17 protein-coding genes are annotated in these 18,828 nt (G+C 72.5%); all 17 read left to right on the forward strand.

Translation table 11 applies throughout. The features are described from left to right. The first annotated feature begins 4 nt into the window (after positions 1–4). The 17 genes from murD (at position 5) to G514_RS0103485 (ending at position 18,737) form a co-directional block, all read left to right on the forward strand. A complete protein-coding gene (gene murD, locus G514_RS0103400) occupies positions 5–1,498 on the forward strand; it encodes a UDP-N-acetylmuramoyl-L-alanine--D-glutamate ligase (RefSeq protein ID WP_028650618.1) in 1,494 nt (497 codons plus the stop codon). A 30-nt stretch (positions 1,499–1,528) separates the two neighbouring features. Further along, positions 1,529–2,851: a putative lipid II flippase FtsW gene (gene ftsW, locus G514_RS24615; protein WP_245582088.1), complete on the forward strand. Its 1,323-nt coding sequence runs from the start codon at positions 1,529–1,531 to the stop codon at positions 2,849–2,851. A gap of 29 nt (positions 2,852–2,880) precedes the next feature. Further along, the gene (gene murG, locus G514_RS0103410; protein ID WP_028650619.1) at positions 2,881–3,951 is read left to right on the forward strand and encodes an undecaprenyldiphospho-muramoylpentapeptide beta-N-acetylglucosaminyltransferase; all 1,071 of its coding nucleotides are present in this window, start codon (positions 2,881–2,883) and stop codon (positions 3,949–3,951) included. Then, positions 3,948–5,321: a UDP-N-acetylmuramate--L-alanine ligase gene (gene murC / locus G514_RS0103415; protein ID WP_028650620.1), complete on the forward strand. Its 1,374-nt coding sequence runs from the start codon at positions 3,948–3,950 to the stop codon at positions 5,319–5,321. The genes murG and murC overlap by 4 nt, the downstream gene beginning before the upstream one ends. Next, positions 5,314–6,090, forward strand: coding sequence for a cell division protein FtsQ/DivIB (locus tag G514_RS0103420; RefSeq protein ID WP_169576285.1), 777 nt, complete (start codon positions 5,314–5,316; stop codon positions 6,088–6,090). Before murC ends, G514_RS0103420 begins: the two co-directional genes overlap by 8 nt. A 180-nt stretch (positions 6,091–6,270) precedes the next feature. After that, positions 6,271–7,446 (forward strand): cell division protein FtsZ, encoded by a 1,176-nt coding sequence (ftsZ, locus tag G514_RS0103425; protein ID WP_028650622.1) that lies wholly within the window; start codon positions 6,271–6,273, stop codon positions 7,444–7,446. 12 nt (positions 7,447–7,458) lie between these two features. Continuing rightward, positions 7,459–8,208 carry a peptidoglycan editing factor PgeF gene (gene pgeF, locus G514_RS0103430; RefSeq protein WP_084151750.1) on the forward strand — a complete coding sequence of 250 codons (750 nt, stop codon included), beginning with the start codon at positions 7,459–7,461 and terminating at the stop codon, positions 8,206–8,208. Then, complete coding sequence (locus tag G514_RS0103435; protein WP_028650624.1) at positions 8,205–8,909, forward strand: YggS family pyridoxal phosphate-dependent enzyme; 705 nt, start codon at positions 8,205–8,207, stop codon at positions 8,907–8,909. Before pgeF ends, G514_RS0103435 begins: the two co-directional genes overlap by 4 nt. Before the next feature lie 75 nt (positions 8,910–8,984). Beyond that, a complete protein-coding gene (locus tag G514_RS0103440; protein ID WP_028650625.1) occupies positions 8,985–9,539 on the forward strand; it encodes a cell division protein SepF in 555 nt (184 codons plus the stop codon). A 93-nt stretch (positions 9,540–9,632) separates the two neighbouring features. Continuing rightward, positions 9,633–9,920, forward strand: a complete 288-nt coding sequence (locus tag G514_RS0103445; protein ID WP_028650626.1) for a YggT family protein — start codon at positions 9,633–9,635, stop codon at positions 9,918–9,920. A 175-nt stretch (positions 9,921–10,095) separates the two neighbouring features. After that, a complete protein-coding gene (locus G514_RS0103450) occupies positions 10,096–10,863 on the forward strand; it encodes a DivIVA domain-containing protein (protein ID WP_036563456.1) in 768 nt (255 codons plus the stop codon). Between the two features lie 190 nt (positions 10,864–11,053). Next, on the forward strand, positions 11,054–12,124 hold the full coding sequence (locus tag G514_RS29700; RefSeq protein WP_084151751.1) for a TraR/DksA family transcriptional regulator: 1,071 nt from the start codon (positions 11,054–11,056) through the stop codon (positions 12,122–12,124). Further along, complete coding sequence (gene lspA / locus G514_RS0103465) at positions 12,097–12,678, forward strand: signal peptidase II (RefSeq protein ID WP_028650628.1); 582 nt, start codon at positions 12,097–12,099, stop codon at positions 12,676–12,678. The genes G514_RS29700 and lspA overlap by 28 nt, the downstream gene beginning before the upstream one ends. Beyond that, entirely contained in the window at positions 12,675–13,622 is a 948-nt protein-coding gene (locus G514_RS0103470; RefSeq protein WP_028650629.1) for an RluA family pseudouridine synthase, read from the forward strand. Before lspA ends, G514_RS0103470 begins: the two co-directional genes overlap by 4 nt. Next, complete coding sequence (locus G514_RS28925) at positions 13,612–14,313, forward strand: GNAT family N-acetyltransferase (RefSeq protein WP_051246634.1); 702 nt, start codon at positions 13,612–13,614, stop codon at positions 14,311–14,313. Before G514_RS0103470 ends, G514_RS28925 begins: the two co-directional genes overlap by 11 nt. A 249-nt stretch (positions 14,314–14,562) precedes the next feature. Continuing rightward, on the forward strand, positions 14,563–18,108 hold the full coding sequence (gene dnaE, locus G514_RS0103480) for a DNA polymerase III subunit alpha (RefSeq protein ID WP_028650630.1): 3,546 nt from the start codon (positions 14,563–14,565) through the stop codon (positions 18,106–18,108). Then, positions 18,093–18,737: a hypothetical protein gene (locus tag G514_RS0103485; protein WP_157544575.1), complete on the forward strand. Its 645-nt coding sequence runs from the start codon at positions 18,093–18,095 to the stop codon at positions 18,735–18,737. Before dnaE ends, G514_RS0103485 begins: the two co-directional genes overlap by 16 nt. Positions 18,738–18,828 lie beyond the last annotated feature (91 nt).

Consider the following 18,828-nt stretch of genomic DNA (forward strand, 5'->3'; position numbering starts at 1 on the left):
GCTCATGAACCCAGCCAGCCTGGGCCGGCACGACTCCTGGGAGGGCGTCCGGGCCGTCGTCGCGGGGTTCGGGGTGTCCGGGTTCGCGGCCGCCGACAACCTCCTCCACCTCGGCGCGGCCGTCACCGCGCTCGACGAGCGGGCCGACGGGCCCGACGGGCGGGCCGCGAAGGCCGAGCTCCTCGAGGTGCTCGGCGCGCAGATCCGGCTCGGCGAGGGTGCCACCGCGACCCTGCCCGACGACGTCGACCTGCTCGTCACCTCGCCCGGCTGGCGGCCCGACGCGCCGCTGCTGGCGCAGGCCCGCGACCGCGGCGTACCGGTCTGGGGCGAGGTCGAGCTCGCCTGGCGGCTGCGCGACCCGCAGCACGACACCCCCTGGCTCGCGGTCACCGGCACCAACGGCAAGACCACGACGGTCCGGATGCTCGACGCGATCCTGAAGGCGGCCGGGCTGCGCAGCGTCGCGGCCGGCAACGTCGGGCTCCCGCTCGTCGAGGCCGTCATGGACCCCGAGCCGTACGACGTGCTCGCGGTCGAGCTCTCCAGCTTCCAGCTCCACTACACCGACTCGATGAGTGCCCAGGCCGCCGCCGTCCTCAACGTCGCCGAGGACCACCTCGACTGGTACCCCTCCATGTCCGACTACGCCGCCGACAAGGGCCGCATCTACGACCGCACCCAGCGGGCGTGCGTCTACAACGCCGCCGACCCCGTCACCGAGGCGCTGGTCCGCGAGGCCGACGTCGTCGAGGGCGCGCGAGCGGTGGGCTTCACGCTCGGCATGCCCAGCGTCGGGATGCTCGGCGTCGTCGAGGACATCCTCGCCGACCGCGCGTTCATCGAGGAGCGGGAGACCAGCGCCGCCGAGCTCTGCACCCTCCAGGACCTGACCGCGCCCGGCACCCCCGGCCCCGCCCCGCACACCGTGCAGAACGCGCTGGCCGCGGCGGCCCTGGCGCGCGCCCACGGCGTACCGCAGGCCGCGGTCCGCGACGGGCTGCGGGGCTTCCGGCCCGACGGCCACCGGATCGCGCTGGTGGCGGAGCGGGCGGGCGTCGCCTGGGTCGACGACTCGAAGGCGACCAACCCGCACGCCGCGCTCGCCTCCCTGCTCGCCTACGACCCCGTGGTGTGGGTCGCCGGCGGCCTGGCCAAGGGTGCGTCGTTCGACGACCTGGTGCGCTCGGTCGCCGGTCGGCTGCGCGGCGCCGTGCTCCTGGGGCGCGACCGCGACGTCATCGCCGAGGCACTCGCGCGACACGCACCCGATGTGCCAGTGATCGTCGTGGACACGCGTGAGACTGCTGTGACTGAAGGTGACCATGCGTCTGTTGAGGCACAGCCGATGCGACGCGTCGTGGCCGCCGCGGCTGGGCTCGCCCGGCCGGGCGACACGGTGCTCCTCGCCCCCGGGTGCGCCTCGCAGGACATGTTCACCGACTACGCCGCCCGCGGTGACGCGTTCGCCGCGGCGGTGCAGGAGCTGACCGGCTAGCAAGCGGAAGGGGACGAAGGTGAGCCCACGGTGACCACCGCGAACCCCGAGGGTGCCCGGCCCCGCCGCTTCGAGCTGCCCGCGCTCCCCGCCCGCCTCCGGCTGCGTCGCAACGTCGCGCACTTCGTCGCGACGGGGGAGCACGGGTCGTCGGTCCGGCCGCGCACCTGGTTCGGCACGCTGCGCGCCGCGCTCGACCGGCCGCTCACGGCGTACTACCTGCTGCTCGGCGCCTCCGCGCTGCTGCTCACGATCGGCCTGATCATGGTGCTGAGCGCCAGCAGCGTCTACTCCTACGAGGTCAACGACGGCGACTCCTACGCGGTCGTCCGACGCCAGCTGGTCTGGGTGCTGATCGGCCTGCCGCTGGCGTGGGTCGCGAGCCGGCTGCCGAACCGCTGGGTCCGGCGGCTTGCCTACCCCGGCTTCTCGGTCTCCCTGATCCTGCTCCTGCTCACGGCGTTCTTCGGCGTCGAGCGCAACGGCAACCAGAACTGGCTCGGCGTCGGCCCGGTCGTGATCCAGCCCTCGGAGATCGCCAAGCTCGCGATGGTGATCTGGGCCGCGCACATCTACGCCAACAAGGAGCGCCGCCTCTCGAGCACCCACGAGATCGTCGTGCCGGTGGTGCCGGGGATGATCCTGGCCACCGGCCTCGTGGTCCTCGGCAACGACCTCGGCACCGCGCTGGTGCTGTTCGCGCTGCTGCTGGGCTCGCTGTGGGTGGTCGGCGCCCCGCGCCGGTTCTTCACGGTCATGTTCACCGTGGTCGCCGTCGGGCTGTTCGTGCTCGTCGGCACCAACGCCGAGCGGCTCGGCCGGGTCACCACCTTCATCGACCCGTTCAACGACTACCACGACAAGGGCTGGCAGCCCGCCCACGGTCTCTACGCGCTCTCGACGGGCGGGCTGTTCGGCCAGGGCATCGGGGCCAGCCAGCAGAAGTGGGGCGACCTGCCCGAGGCGCACACCGACTTCATCTTCGCCGTGCTCGGCGAGGAGCTCGGGCTCGCCGGCACCCTCCTGGTGATCACGCTGTTCCTGACGATCGCGTTCGCGGCGCTGCGGGTCGCGCGGCGCACGGCCGACCCGTTCGTGCGCTACGCGTCGTTCGGCATCGTGGTCTGGCTGGTCGGTCAGATGATCGTCAACGTCGGCATGGTGCTGGCACTGCTGCCGGTCATCGGCATCCCGCTGCCGCTGATCTCCTACGGCGGGTCCGCGCTGCTGCCGTCGCTGGTCGCCCTCGGGCTCCTCGTGGGCTTCGCGCGCCGCGAGCCCGAGGCCGCGCGGGCGCTGGCGGCGCGGCGGAAGGTGCGCTCGGCGGGGCTCTCCGCCGCCCGCTCCAGGTAGCGGACGGCAGCCTCCTAGGCTCTGCACCGATGCGCATCCTCCTAGCCGGCGGCGGCACCGCCGGCCACACCTCTCCGCTGCTCGCGACCGCCGACGCCTTGCGCCGGCTCGAGCCGTCGGTGGAGGTCACCTGCCTCGGCACCCCCCGCGGGCTGGAGAACAAGGTGGTGCCCGAGGCGGGCTACCCGCTGGAGCTGATCGCTCCCGTGCCGCTCCCGCGGCGCCCGTCCGCCGACCTCCTGCGGGTGCCCGGGCGGCTGCGCGGCGCCGTGCGGGAGGCGCGCGACGTCCTCGACCGGGTCCGGCCCGACGTCGTGGTCGGCTACGGCGGCTACGTCTCCGTGCCGGCGTACCTCGCGGCTCGCCGCGCGAAGGTCCCGGTCGTCGTCCACGAGCAGAACTCGCTGCCCGGCCTGGCCAACAAGGTCGGCGCCCGCATCGCGCGTCGGGTCGCCGTCAGCTTCCCCGACACCCCGCTCCGGCACGCGGAGTACGTCGGGCTGCCGATCCGGACCATGATCTCCGGCCTCGACCGGCAGGCCCTCCGCGCGGAGGCGCTCGCGTTCTTCGGCCTCGAGGCCGACCGGCCCACGCTGGTGGTGACGGGCGGGTCGCAGGGCGCGCGCTCGATCAACGACGCCGTCGTGGCCGCGGCCCGGGCGCTGGGCGAGGCGGGCGTGCAGGTGCTCCACGTGGTCGGGCCCAAGAACGACGTCGCTCCGCAGGACGGCGTCCCCACCTACGTGCCCGTCGGCTTCGTCGACCGGATGGACTACGCGCTGGCCGCCGCGGACCTCATGGTCTGCCGCTCCGGGGCCTCCAGCGTCACCGAGGCCGCGGCGGTGGGCGTCCCGGCGATCTTCGTGCCGCTCCCGATCGGCAACGGCGAGCAGCCGCTCAACGCCAGGCCGGTGGTCGACGCCGGGGGAGCCCTGCTCGTCGACGACGGCGCCTTCACCGGCGCATGGGTGGCCGAGCACGTCCCGCCGCTGGTCACCGACCCGGAGCGGCTGGCCGCGATGAGCGCGGCCGCATCCGGCCTGATCCCGCGCGACGCCGACGAGAAGCTCGCGCGGATCGTGCTGGAGACCGCGAGGTGAGGCTCGACGTCCCGGCCGACGTCCCGGCCGCAGACCGCCTCGGGCGGGTCCACCTGGTCGGGATCGGCGGGGCCGGGCTCTCGGGCATCGCCCGGCTCCTCCTCGCCCGAGGGGTGCAGGTCAGCGGCAGCGACGGGCAGGAGTCGGCCACCCTCGACGCGCTGCGCGCCGCGGGCGCCACGGTCCACGTGGGCCACGACGCCGCCCACCTCGGCGACCTCGGTCCCGGTGACACGCTGGTCGTCTCGGCGGCGATCCCCGAGGGCAACCCGGAGTACGTCGAGGCCGACCTGCGCGGTCTGCGGGTGCTCTCCCGTGCGGCCGCGATGGCGTCGCTGATGGACGGCTTCCGCGTGGTGGCGGTGGCCGGCACCCACGGCAAGACGACCACGACCTCGCTGCTGACCGTCGCCCTCCAGGAGTCGGGACTCGACCCGACCTACACCATCGGCGGCGACCTCTCGGCCACGGGCGTCAACGCCGCCCGGGGCAGTGGCGACCTCTTCGTCGCCGAGGCCGACGAGAGCGACGGCGCCTTCCTGGCCTACCGCCCCTTCGGCGCGGTGGTGACCAACATCGAGGCGGACCACCTGGACCACTGGGCCGACGGGGCCGCCTACGCGCGGGCCTTCGACGTCTTCGCGGGTCACGTCGACCCCGGAGGGTTCCTGGTCGCCTGCGTCGACGACCCCGGCGCGGCCGCGCTGGCCGGCCGCGCCGCCGCGTGGGGACTCAGGGTCGTGACGGTCTCGACGCGCCCGGGCGCAGACGTCGGCCCCGACGTCCTGGACGGCGTCACCCTCTGGTCGCCGGGCGACCACTTCCTCGCCGACGCGCTCGCGGCGTACGCCGCCGGCGTCGAGCTGGGAGCCGACCCCGACGACCTGCGCCGCGGACTGGCGGCCTACGCCGGCACGAAGCGCCGGATGGAGGCCAAGGGCGAGGCAGGGGGCGTGCGCGTCTACGACAGCTACGCCCACCACCCCACCGAGATCGCCGGCGACGTGGCCGCGGCTCGCGCGCTGGCGGGGGAGGGCCGGGTGGTCGTCGCCTACCAGCCGCACCTCGTGTCGCGGACCCGCCTCTTCGGCGCCGCGATGGGTGAGGCGCTCGGCGCGGCCGACGAGGTCGTGGTCTGCGACGTCTACGTCTCGCGTGAGGAGCCCGACCCCGAGGTCACCGGCGCGCTCGTGGCGGACGCCGTGCCGCTCGCACCCGGCCACGTCGTCTTCGTCCCCGACCTCGACGACGTCCCGGCCGCCGTGGCGGCCCGGGCGCGGCCCGGCGACCTCGTGCTGACCCTGGGCGCGGGCAGCGTCACCGAGATCGGGCCCCGCGTCCTCGAGCTGCTCGGCGGTGGTCGTGCCTAGCCTCCGGCGGGGGTCGGGCGACGCGACGGGAGCGGTGCCCGTCGACCGGGCCACCAGGCGCAGCAGGCGGAGGTTCGCGCGACGGCAGTGGCGGCGGCGCTGGCTGGCCTGGCGCTACCTCCTGGTCCTCGTCCTGGTGCTGGCCCTCGTCGGCGGCGGGATCTACGCCGTGTGGTTCTCGGCGTGGCTCGCCGTCGAGGACGTCGAGGTCAGCGGGGCCCAGACCGTGAAGGCCGCGGACATCCGCGCGAGGTCGGGCATCGACGAGGGGGAGCCCCTGGTCCGCGTCGACCTCGCGAGCGCCGAGCGCCGCATCGGCGCGCTGGCCGTCGTCCGCTCGGTCTCGGTGACCCGGCAATGGCCGCACGGCGTGCTGATCTCCATCGAGGAGCGCGTCGCCATCGCCGTGGTCGAGATCGGCGAGCGCCTGCGCGGCATGGACGTCGACGGCGTCGTCTTCCGCGACTACAAGAAGGCACCGCCCGGGCTGCCCCGCGTCGAGACCTCGATCGGCACGACGTCGGCCGCGCTCAAGGAGGCCGCCCAGGTCATCTCGGCGCTGCCGGCGTCGCTGACCCTCCTCGTCGACCACGTCCAGGTCACCACCGTCGACCAGATCTCGCTGGTGCTCAAGGACGGTCGCGTCGTCAACTGGGGGAGCGCGGAGGAGTCCGACACCAAGGCCGAGGTCCTCGAGCCGCTCCTCGCCAGCGTCGAGGCCTCGGTCTACGACGTGAGCGTCCCGTCGCGGCCGACGATCACGCCCTGACCCTCGCCGCGTCAGGAACTTCGCGCGAGTCGACGTTCCCCCGCGTGTCGTCGCCACGTGAGCCGCTCGCGTCCCTACTGTCATCGGCACGGACAGGTTGACATAACTATAACCCTCAGCCTGAGGGTGACAGTTCGGCCGGGACGTCGGAGCAGGCACTGCCAGAGAAAGGGCGAAGTCGTGGCAGCAGCGCAGAACTACCTCGCGATCATCAAGGTCGTGGGCATCGGCGGGGGCGGCGTCAACGCCGTGAACCGGATGATCGAGGTCGGCCTCAAGGGGGTCGAGTTCATCGCGATCAACACCGACGCCCAGGCCCTGCTCATGAGCGACGCCGACGTCAAGCTCGACATCGGCCGCGAGCTCACCCGCGGGCTCGGCGCCGGCGCCAACCCCGAGGTCGGGCAGCAGGCCGCCGACGACCACGCCGACGAGATCGAGGAGGTGCTCAAGGGCGCCGACATGGTCTTCGTGACCGCAGGCGAGGGTGGCGGCACCGGCACCGGCGGCGCCCCGGTCGTGGCCCGCATCGCGCGCTCGCTCGGTGCGCTCACGATCGGCGTGGTGACCCGCCCGTTCGCCTTCGAGGGCCGCCGCCGCGCTGGCTCGGCCGAGGAGGGGATCGCCGCCCTCCGCGAGGAGGTCGACACCCTCATCGTCATCCCCAACGACCGGCTGCTGTCGATCTCCGACCGCAACGTCTCGGTGCTCGACGCCTTCAAGCAGGCCGACCAGGTCCTGCTCCAGGGCGTCAGCGGCATCACCGATCTGATCACCACGCCCGGGCTGATCAACCTCGACTTCGCCGACGTCAAGTCCGTGATGGCCAACGCCGGCTCCGCGCTCATGGGCATCGGCTCGGCGCGCGGCGAGGACCGCTCGGTCGCCGCTGCCGAGATGGCGGTGTCGAGCCCGCTGCTCGAGGCCTCGATCGACGGCGCCCACGGCGTGCTGCTCTCGATCGCCGGCGGCTCCGACCTCGGCCTGTTCGAGATCAACGAGGCGGCGGCGCTGGTGGCCGAGGCGGTGCACCCCGACGCCAACATCATCTTCGGCGCGACCATCGACGACGCGCTCGGCGACGAGGTGCGGGTGACCGTCATCGCCGCCGGCTTCGACGGCGGCACGCCCAAGCGGGCCCACGAGGGCTCGGCGCTGCGCCGTACGCCGCCCGTGCAGACCCAGGCGGAGACCCGGGCGGCCGTCGCCGCCGCGCGCCAGGAGGAGGAGCGCGAGAAGGTGACCGCGGGCGCCCCGGTGTCCACGACCCCCGACTCCGCCACCCAGCCGCGCCCGGCGCCGAAGCCGATGCAGTTCGACGACGACGACCTGGACGTGCCCGACTTCCTCAAGTAGTGCTCCGCGCCCTTGTACTCCTTCCGCACCACGCTGGTCACGTCACTGGGCCACGCCGACCTGGCCTTCACCGACCGGTACGGCGGGGTCAGTGCGTCGCCCTACGACGAGCTCAACCTGTCGGTGTCCGGGCCGGACGACGAGTCGGCGAAGGCCGAGAACCACCGGCGGCTGCTCGCCGACTTCGCCCCCGGCGACGTGCTCCGTGACCTCTACCAGGTGCACGGCGCCGACGTCGTCGAGGCCGAGTCGGTCGAGGGCGGCGGCCCGTACGCCAGGCCGCACGCCGACGGCATCGTGACCACCCAGGCAGGAGTCGTGCTCATGGTGCGCGCCGCCGACTGCGTGCCCGTGCTCCTCGTCGCGCCTGACGAGGAGGTCGTGGGCGCGGTCCACTCCGGTCGCGAGGGGCTCGTGGCCGGCGCCGCCCCTGCGGCGGTCACCCGGATGCGCGACCTCGGCGCCGACCGGGTCGAGGCGTGGGTCGGGCCCCACGTCTGCGGCCGCTGCTACGAGGTGCCAGAGGACATGCGGGCCCACGTCGCGGCCGTCGTCCCGTCGTCCTCTTCGCAGACGTCGTGGGGGACGCCGTCCCTCGACCTCGGTGCCGGCGTGCGTGCCCAGCTCGAGGAGGTGGGGGTGACCGTGCACGACGTGGGCCGCTGCACCCTCGAGTCCGAGGACCTCTACTCCCACCGGCGCGACGGCGAGCGGGCCGGCCGGCTCGCCGGGGTCGTGCGCCTCAGGGGCGAGGGCCGATGAGCCGCGAGGACGAGATCGCCGCCGGGCTGGCCCGCGTGCGGCAGCGGATCGCCGACGCGTGCGCCGACGCCGGTCGCGAGCGCGACGAGGTCGAGCTGGTGGTCGTCACCAAGTTCTTCCCCGCCGGCGAGGTCCGGGTCCTGGCGGGGCTCGGCGTCACCGACGTGGGGGAGAACCGTCACCAGGAGGCCGAGTCGAAGGCCGCCGACTGTGCCGACCTCGGCCTGCGGTGGCACTTCATCGGCGGCCTCCAGAGCAACAAGGCGGCCGCGGTGGCGGGGTATGCCGCGGTGGTCGAGTCCGTCGACCGGCGCAAGCTCGTCGGTGGCCTCGCCCGCGGCGCGGCCCAGGGCGGCCGCGCGGTCGACGTCCTGCTGCAGGTCTCGCTCGACCCCCCGGGGCGCGAGGGGCGCTCGGGGGCCGATCCCGCAGACCTCGCCGAGCTGGCGGCCGCGGTCGAGGAGCACGCCGACGAGGGGCTCGTGCTGCGCGGGCTGATGGCCGTCGCGCCGCTCGGCGAGGACCCCGCGGCGGCGTTCGGCAGGCTCGCCGAGGTGCGGGCGGCGTTCCTCGACCAGCACCCGTCGGCGACCTGGCTCTCGGCCGGTATGAGCGCCGACCTCGAGGACGCGATCCGGGCCGGCGCGACACACGTGCGCGTTGGCTCCGCGGTCCTCGGTTCGAGGCCCCGGAACTTGTAGTGTCCAAACAATCCAACACAGCCAGGATGCGCGGCCTCCGCGCAGAGCGGCCGCCGGACCCGGAAGGCAGCAACCATGAGCGGTGCGATGCGCAGGATCGGTGAGTACCTCGGCCTGCTCGAGGACACCGGTCGCTACGACGACGACTACGCCGACGACCCGCGCTACGACGACACCTACGAGGGTCGCTACGCCGACACACAGCACCCCACGGAGACGCACCCGGTGGCCGCCGAGCGCCCGACGCGTCGCGAGCTGCGCGAGGCGCGGCAGGCCGCGACCGTCGCGCACCTCGACGACCGCCGCCGCGGTGGCGCGCCCACCATGACCGCGGCGCCGCGGGTCGCCGAGCTCTCGCGGATCACCACGCTGCACCCGCGGACCTACAACGAGGCCCGCACCGTCGGTGAGAACTACCGCGACGGCACGCCGGTGATCATGAACCTGTCCGAGATGGACGACAACGACGCCAAACGGCTCGTCGACTTCGCGGCCGGCCTGATCTTCGCGACGAGGGGGTCGATCGAGCGGGTGACGAGCAAGGTGTTCCTCCTCTCGCCGCCCAACGTGTCGGTGGCCGCCGAGGACAAGGCCCGCATCGCCGACGGCGGCTTCTTCAACCAGAGCTGACCCGGGGCTCGCCCCTGAGGCCGCGGCGGACGCGGACCTCCCGCCCGGTGTGCCGATGCGCCCCTGGGTTGGTCGACCCGGCATGATCGTCGCGTGCACGCCGTCTGGTCGCTCATCCACATCGCGCTGTGGATCTTCATCGCGCTCCTGTGGATCCGCTTCGTCGTCGACTGGGTGCAGATCTTCGCGCGCAACTGGACGCCGACGGGGTTCCTCCTGGTGGTGCTCGAGATCGTCTACTCGGCCACGGACCCGCCGATCAAGGCCCTGCGCCGGGTGATCCCGCCGCTCCGGATCGGGACCGTGGCCCTCGACCTGTCGTTCATCATCGTGATGATCGTGGCCTACATGCTGCTCTACCTCGTCGGTGGCTTCCTCTGAGGCGACCGACGACGACCAATGTGCTGCACCGACCGACCAGTCCGAAGCACCTGTCACATCAGCCCCATGGCAGGCGCTACAGTTCCGAGGAAGACTCGACGTCCGGAACCCCGTCCGGACACCAGGGGACATCGCTGAACTCGAGGGACCTCGAAGAAGATGAATGGGTGGAAACATGCCGCTGACGCCTGAGGACGTGAGTAACAAGCGATTCACGCCGGTCCGGCTCCGCGAGGGCTACGACATGGGCGAGGTCGACCAGTTCCTCGACGAGGTCGAGGCCGAGCTGGCCAGGCTGACCAAGGAGAACGACGACCTGCGCAACAAGCTGTCGGCCGCGCAGACCGGCGGCGGGTCGAGCTTCCAGGACAGCCCGGCGACCACGACGGCGCAGACGCCCGCGGTCCAGGAGCGCGCTCCCGAGCCGGAGCCGACCCCGGAGCCCACCCCCCAGCCCGTCGCGGCGGCCAGCGCCGGCCCCGAGACCATCCGGGTCGAGACCGTGCCCGAGGCGTCCAACGCCGCGGCCCGCCTGCTCGAGATCGCCACCCGCAACGCCGACGAGCTGGTGGAGTCGGCCAAGAACGAGGCCGACAAGATCATCGGCGAGGCGCGCACCAAGTCCGAGCGCCTCGAGGCCGAGGCGAAGGTCAAGGCCGACCGCCTCGAGTCCGACGCCCGCACCCGCGCCCAGATGCTCGACTCCGAGACCGCCGAGCGCCGCCAGCAGATGTTCGGCGAGCTCGAGCGCGAGCGCGACAAGCTCAACAGCGAGGTCGAGACGCTGCGCGCCTTCGAGCGCGAGTACCGCTCGCGCCTCAAGAGCTACTTCAGCCAGCAGCTCGAGGCGCTGTCGGGTCCGGGCGAGTCGCCCGCGGTCTCCGACGACCAGCCTCCGGCGCCCAAGCGGCTGCGCTCGATCCTCGGCGACGACGAGGTCTGAGCAGGCCCTGCCGGGGTCTGGAGGGGCCACGCGGCTCCTCGCTGACCTGCGCGTTCGGGCGGCGAAAACGTTTGCGCGGCCAGGTCACGAGTTGAGCGCGCCTGTTTGAGTGGGCGCGGGTGAGCGGATACGGTTCCGCGCAGCACCCGTGGACACCGCCACGGTCTAGGCCACCAGGAAGGCCCGGTCGATGGCCCGCACCAGCACTCGCTCGCTCGCCGGACGGACGGCCAGCGCCGCCCGCAAGGTGATCGGCCGCCGTACGGCGAAGGCCACCTCGGGCGCGGCCGCGTCGACCAAGAAGGCCGTCAAGGCCCCGGCGAAGAAGACCGCGCCGGCCAAGAAGGCGGAGCCCGCCAAGAAGGCCCCTGCCAAGAAGGCCGCGCCGGCGAAGAAGGCCGCCAAGGCCCCGGCCAGGAAGGCCGCGCCGGCGAAGAAGGCAGCTCCCGCGAAGAAGGCTCCCGCGAAGAAGGCCCCGGCCAAGAAGGCGGCGCCGGCCAAGAAAGCTCCTGCCAAGAAGGCTGCGCCGGCCAAGAAGGCCCCGGCGAAGAAGGCCCCGGCGAAGAAGGCCCCCGCGACGAAGGCCCCCGCGAAGAAGGCGGCGCCGGCCAAGAAGGCTCCTGCCAAGAAGGCCGCGGCCACGAAGGCGGCGCCGGCCAAGAAGGCCGCGGCGAAGAAGGCCCCGGCCAAGAAGGCGGCGCCGGCCAAGAAGGCCCCGGCCAAGAAGGTCCCGGCCAAGAAGGTCCCGGCGGCGAAGGCGGCACCAGCGAAAAAGGCTCCCGCCACCAAGGCTCCCGCCACGAAGGCCGCGGCGACGACCAAGGCGGCCCCGGCCGCGAAGGCTCCCGCCACCCGCAAGGCGCCGGTCAGCAAGCTGGTCGTCAAGGCCGGTGAGGGCGCGTGGACCAAGGCCGAGCTCAAGGAGGTCCTCAAGGAGCTCAACGCCGAGCGCGAGCACAGCCGCGAGATCGTCGAGGCCCACTCGAACGAGTTGACCGGCCTGATGCGCGACTCCGGCGACGGAGCGGGCCAGGACCAGGCCGACGTGGGCGCGACCACCTACGAGCGCGACCAGGAGCTCACCGTGCTCACCATCGAGCGCGACAAGCTCTACCAGATCGACCGGGCGCTCGCCCGGATCGACGACGGCACCTACGGCGTCTGCGAGTCGTGCGGAGAGCCGATCGGCAAGGAGCGGCTCAAGTTCATGCCCCGTGCGACACTGTGCATGACATGCAAGCAGCGCGAGGAACGTCGCTGAGTCCCGACGACTCCAGCCTGAACGACACGCAGTCCGTCCCGTCCCGCACCCGGGTGCGAGCCCTGCTCCTCGCGTCGTTCGCGCTGCTCTACGCCCTCGACCAGCTCACCAAGTGGCTGGCCGTCGATCGGCTCACCGGCGAGCCCGACCACGAGCTGGTCGGTGAGCTGCTGGTGCTGCGCCTGACCCGCAACGCGGGCGCGGCGTTCAGCACCGGGACGGGCTACACCAGCCTGTTCAGCTGCCTGGCGATCGCGGCGGTGCTGGTCGTGCTGTGGCTGAGCCGGCGGGTCGCCAGCCCCGGGTGGGCGGTCGCACTGGGCCTGCTGCTGGCCGGGATCACCGGCAACCTGACCGACCGCGTGTTCCGGTCGCCCGGGGTGCTGCGTGGCCACGTGGTCGACTTCCTCATGCTGCCGCACTGGCCGATCTTCAACGTCGCCGACATCTGCATCAACGTCGCCGCGGCGCTGATCCTGGTGCAGGCCTTCCGCGGGATCCGCCTCGACGGGTCGCGGGTCGAGCGCGAGGCCGAGGAGCCCGCCGACTCGTGAGCGTCGAGGGCTCCGCCGCCGACCACCGCACGCTCCCGGTCCCTGACGGGCTGGCCGGGGAGCGGGTCGACGCCGCGCTGGCGCAGATGTTCGGGCTGTCGCGCACCCGCGCCGCCGACCTGATCTCGCGCGGCCTCGTGCAGGTCGACGGCGCCGGCGCCGTCAAGAGCGACCGCGTCCTGGCGGGGGCCACTCTCGACGTGACGATCCCGGTCGAGGCGGACCCCCTCGCCGTCGTACCCGAAGAGGTCGAGGGCATCCAGATCATCCACGACGACCCCTCGATCGTCGTGATCGGCAAGCCGGTCGGCGTCGCCGTGCACCCCTCTCCCGGCTGGACCGGCCCGACGGTGGTCGGACACCTGGCGGCGGCGGGGTTCAAGATCGCGACCAGCGGCGCCTCGGAGCGGCAGGGCATCGTCCAGCGGCTCGACGTCGGCACCTCGGGCGTGATGGTGATCTGCAAGTCCGAGCACGCTTACTCGGTGCTCAAGAACGCCTTCCGTCGGCGCGACGTCGACAAGACCTACCACGCGCTCGTGCAGGGCCATCCCGACCCGCTCGAGGGCACCGTCGACGCCCCGATCGGGCGGCACCCGAGGGCCGACTACAAGTTCGCGGTGATGGCGGAGGGGCGGCCGAGCGTCACTCACTACTCCACGCTCGAGGCCCACCGGTTCGCCTCGCTGCTGGAGGTGCACCTCGAGACCGGCCGCACCCACCAGATCCGGGTGCACATGGCCGCGCTCAAGCACCCGTGCGTGGGCGACCTGACCTACGGCGCCGACCCCACGCTCGCCACGAGGTTCGGGCTCGAGCGCCAGTGGCTGCACGCCGTCAAGCTCGGGTTCGAGCACCCCGACAGCGGCGAGTACGTCGAGTACGAGTCGGGCTACCCCGACGACCTCGCGAAGGCGCTCGAGGCGGTCCGCGGTGCCGACTGACGACCTCGTGCTGCGGCCGGCGACGCCGGACGACCTCGGCGCGGTGGCCGAGCTGCTCATCGAGGTCCGCGAGGCGGCGTACCCCTCGATGCCGCGGGGGATCCACCCGCCCCACGAGGTCCGCGCCTACGTCGACGGCTGGGACCTGTCGACCTACGACGTCTGGCTGGCCGAGGCCGAGGGGAGCCCCGTCGGCTACGCGCGGCTGAGCGCCGACTGGCTCGAGGACCTCTACGTCGACCCGTCGGCCCAGGGCACGGGCGTCGGCGGCGCGCTCCTCGACGTGGTCAAGGCGCAGCGGCCGGACGGCTTCTGCCTGTGGGTCTTCGAGTCCAACGAGCCGGCCCGGGCGTTCTACCGGTCCCGGGGGCTGGTCGAGCTCGAGCACACCGACGGCTCCGTCAACGAGGAGAAGGCCCCCGACCTCCGGATGGCCTGGCCCGGCCGCGACCCGCTCGCGTTCTTCCGCTCGCTGATCGACGAGGTCGACCGCGAGCTCGGCGAGCTCCTCAACCGCCGGGCCGCCGTCACCGCCGCCGTGCAGCCCCACAAGGTCGACCCCGCGCGCGACCTCGACCGCGAGCGCGAGATCGCGCGCGCGATGGCCGCGCGCGCCCCGGGCCTGGGCGAGGAGCGCCTCTACCGCATCGTGCACCAGATCATCAGCGAGAGCCTCGACGCCGCCGACTGACGCGCCCGCCGGCCGGGCTGTCGGCGGTCGCCCCTACGGTCGTCGGCATGACCACCAGCCGAGCTGGCCCGCCGCCGTGAGACGCCACGCCGGCGGTCACGAGCAACTCGCCGCCGCGGGGTTCCCGTGGGGCCGACCCGACGCCGTAGGCTGAGGCTCTTCCCCCGGGATCGCGCCCGACAGCGTCGAGCGGCCCCCGACCAGCTCGCTTCGCCATGCCCAGACTTCCCGGAGGAGGCAGCCACCCCCATGCCCGGTCAGGACTCGTTCGTCCACCTGCACGTGCACACCGAGTACTCCATGCTCGACGGCGCGGCCCGGTTGACCGACCTGACCCAGCGGGCGGCCGAGCTCGGCATGCCGGCCGTGGCGATGACCGACCACGGCAACGTGTTCGGCGCCTACGAGTTCTACAAGAAGGCCAAGGACGCCGGGGTCAACCCCATCATCGGCATCGAGGCCTACGCGACGCCCAACATCAGCCGGTTCGAGCGCAAGGGCGTCAACTTCTACGGCGGCGGCCCCGACGACGTCAGCGCGCGGGGCGCCTACACCCACATGACGTTGCTGAGCGAGTCGACCGAGGGGATGCACAACCTCTTCCGCCTCAGCACCGGCGCGTGGCGCGACGGCTTCTTCAAGCAGCCACGCATCGACCGCGAGCTGTTGACCACCCACGGCCGCGGCCTGATCGGCACCACCGGGTGCCCGTCGGGCGAGGTGCAGGTCCACCTCCGCAACGGCAACTACGACGCCGCTCGGCAGGCGGCGGCCGACTTCCGCGACATCCTCGGCCCCGACAGCTACTTCATCGAGCTGATGGACCACGGGATCGACATCGAGAGGCGCGTCCGCGAGGGGCTGCTGCGCCTCTCCAAGGACCTCCAGCTCCCGCTGCTGGCGACCAACGACTCCCACTACGTCATGCGCGAGGACGCCCCGAGCCAGGAGCACCTGCTCTGCATCAACTCCGGCTCGACGATGGACATCCCCGCCGGCGACGGCCCCGGCCAGCGGTTCGCCTTCACCGGCGACGGCTACTACCTCAAGTCCGCCGCCGAGATGCGTGAGGTCTGGCGCGAGCTCCCCGAGGCCTGCGACAACACCCTGCTCGTCGCGGAGCGCTGCCACGTGGAGTTCAGCGAGAGCGTCGGCAAGTACATGCCTCGCTTCCCCTGCCCGGCCGGCGAGAATGAGGACTCCTGGCTGGTCAAGGAGGTCGAGACCGGGCTGCGCCACCGCTACCCCGGAGGCATCTCCGACGCCGTGCGCAGCCGCGCCGACTTCGAGCTCGGCGTCATCAACAGCATGGGCTTCGCCGGCTACTTCCTGGTCGTCGCCGACTTCATCAACTGGGCGAAGAGCCAGGGCATCCGCGTCGGCCCGGGCCGCGGCTCCGGGGCCGGCTCGATGGTCGCCTACGCGCTCCGCATCACCGACCTCGACCCCCTCGTGCACGGGCTGCTGTTCGAGCGCTTCCTCAACCCCGACCGCGTCTCGATGCCCGACTTCGACATCGACTTCGACGAGCGTCGGCGGGGGGAGGTCATCAAGTACGTCACCGAGAAGTACGGCGACGACCGCGTCGCGATGATCGTCACCTACGGCACCATCAAGGCCAAGCAGGCCGTCAAGGACTCCAGCCGCATCCTCGGCTACCCGTTCGCGATGGGTGACCGGATCACCAAGGCCATGCCCGCCGCCGTGATGGGCAAGGACGTCCCGCTCAAGGACGTCTTCGACCCCGAGCACAAGCGCTACGGCGAGGGCGGCGAGTTCCGCTCGCTCTACGAGTCCGACGCCGAGGTCAAGCGGGTCGTCGACACCGCGATGGGCATCGAGGGGCTCAAGCGGCAGTGGGGCGTGCACGCCGCCGGCGTCATCATGTCGAGCGAGCCCCTGGCCGACGTGATCCCGCTGCTCAAGCGGCCCGCCGACGGGGCGATGATCACGCAGTTCGACTACCCGACCTGCGAGAACCTCGGCCTCATCAAGATGGACTTCCTGGGGCTGCGCAATCTCACTGTCCTCGACGATGCCCTCGCCAACATCGAGGCCAACCGCGGCGAGACGGTGGTCCTCGAGGAGCTCGAGCTCACCGACGAGGCGACGTACGCCCTGCTCCAGCGCGGTGACACGCTCGGCGTGTTCCAGCTCGACGGCGGGCCGATGCGCGCGCTGCTGCGCTCCATGCGGCCTGACGTCTTCGCCGACATCTCGGCGGTCGGCGCGCTCTACCGTCCGGGCCCGATGGGCATGGACTCCCACAACAAGTACGCCCGCCGCAAGACCGGGCGCGAGCCGGTCGAGCCGATCCACCCGGAGCTGGCCGAGCCGCTGGCCGAGATCCTGGACGAGACCTACGGCCTCCTGGTCTACCAGGAGCAGGTGATGGCGATCGTCCAGAAGGTCGCCGGCTACACGCTCGGTCAGGCCGACCTGCTCCGCAAGGCGATGGGCAAGAAGAAGAAGGAGATCCTCGACGCCGAGAAGGTCCCCTTCTCCGACGGCATGAGGGTCAACGGCTACTCCGACCGGGCGATCGAGACCCTGTGGGAGACGCTGCTGCCGTTCGCCGACTACGCCTTCAACAAGGCCCACTCGGCGTCCTACGGGCTGGTGTCCTACTGGACGGCCTACCTCAAGGCCAACTACCCCGCGGAATACATGGCGGCCCTGCTCACCAGCGTCCGCGACGACAAGGACAAGTCCGCGATCTACCTCAACGAGTGCCGCCGGATGAAGATCCAGGTGCTCCCCCCGGACGTCAACGAGTCGGCGGCCAACTTCACCCCGGTCGGCAACGACATCCGCTTCGGCCTCACCGCGATCCGCAACGTCGGCGGCAACGTCGTCGACGGCATCGTGGCCGCGCGCGCCGAGAAGGGCCGCTACGCCGACTTCAACGACTTCCTCGAGAAGGTCCCCGCGCTGGTCTGCAACAAGCGCGTGGTCGAGTCGCTGATCAAGGCCGGTGCCTTCGACGACCTCAAGCACCGGCGCCGGGCGCTGGTCGCCATCCACGAGCAGGCCGTCGACCAGTACGTCGACGTCAAGCGCAACGAGGCGATCGGCCAGGACTCGCTCTTCGGCGGCGTCGACGACAGCGAGAGCGGGTTCGGGGTCTCGGTCAAGATCCCCGACGACATCGACGAGTGGGACAAGACCACGCTGCTCAGCCACGAGCGCGACATGCTCGGGCTCTACGTCTCCGATCACCCGCTGCTCGGGCTCGAGCACGTGCTCTCCCGCGGCACCGACTGCACCATCGGCGCGCTGATGCTCGACGAGGAGCGCCCGCACGGGTCGATGGTCACGGTCAGCGGCCTGGTGACCTCGGTGCAGCGCAAGATCACCAAGCGCGGCGACTCGTGGGCGACGATCACGCTCGAGGACCTCGACGGCGCGATCGAGGTGCTGCTGTTCCCCAGCACCTACCAGCTGGCCAGCACGCTGCTCGTCGAGGACTCCGTGCTCCGCATCAAGGGCGCGCTGTCCCGTGACAAGGACCAGCCCGAGCTGCGCGCGCAGGAGGTCGTGCTCCCCGACCTGTCCGACGGGCCCAGCGGTCCGGTGGTCATCAGCCTGCCCTCGACCCGGTGCACGCCGCCGACGGTGGCCCAGCTGCGCGACGTGCTCGGCACCCACCCCGGCGTGACCGAGGTCCGGCTGCGACTCTTGTCTCGTGAGAAGACCACGGTCATGCGTCTCGACGACCGGCTCAGGGTCACGCCTAGCCCGGCGCTGTTCGCCGACCTCAAGCAGCTCCTGGGCCCGGGATGTCTGACGGGCTGACCGCGCCCGCTCCCGAGATCCTCGACGCGCGACCCGACCGAGCACGGCGCTCACCCTGGGTGGTCGTGCCCGCCCAGGCGCTCGCGACGCTCGCCGTCTTCGCTGTGGTCGGCGCCGGCGCGGGCTGGGCCTGGTTCCGGCTGTGGGACGTCCCGAGCGGGGTCGTGGCCGGGGGCCGGTGGTACACCGACGAGGCCGGGCTCCGCGACGACTTCCAGGGCGTCGCCCTCTACGTCGTGATCGCCACCGTGTCGGGCCTGGTCCTCGGGGTCCTGGCCGCCTGGGCCTTCGACCGCGCCGAGCTGGTCACCCTCGCCGCGGTGATCGCGGGGTCGGTGGTCGCGGCCTACCTCATGCTCCGCGTCGGCACCCACCTCAGCCCCGGCGACCCCCACGAGCTCGCCAGGACGGCGCAGGACGGCGACAAGCTGTCCGGCGCGCTGCGGGTCCGGTCGTGGGCGCCGAGGGGCTCGTTCACGTTCGGTGCCCTGGTCGGACTGGGCCTCGTCTACGCCGTCTCGATCGGCCGGCCGCCCACGGAGGTCCGCGGCCTGCCGTCGCTGCCGCCGCGCTCCACCTCACCCTCAGCCGCGACCGCGAGCCCGACCTCGACCGTGCCTCCCGCCTGAGGCGAAATCCGGTTGCCACCCGGAACCCGCGGGTAGGCTCCGCCCGTCTCACCAGCGCACCCGCCTCCTGGCGCCGACGTCCCGGGCCCGC

Origin of the sequence: Nocardioides halotolerans DSM 19273 (genome assembly GCF_000422805.1) — a bacterium.
Taxonomy (GTDB): domain Bacteria; phylum Actinomycetota; class Actinomycetes; order Propionibacteriales; family Nocardioidaceae; genus Nocardioides; species Nocardioides halotolerans.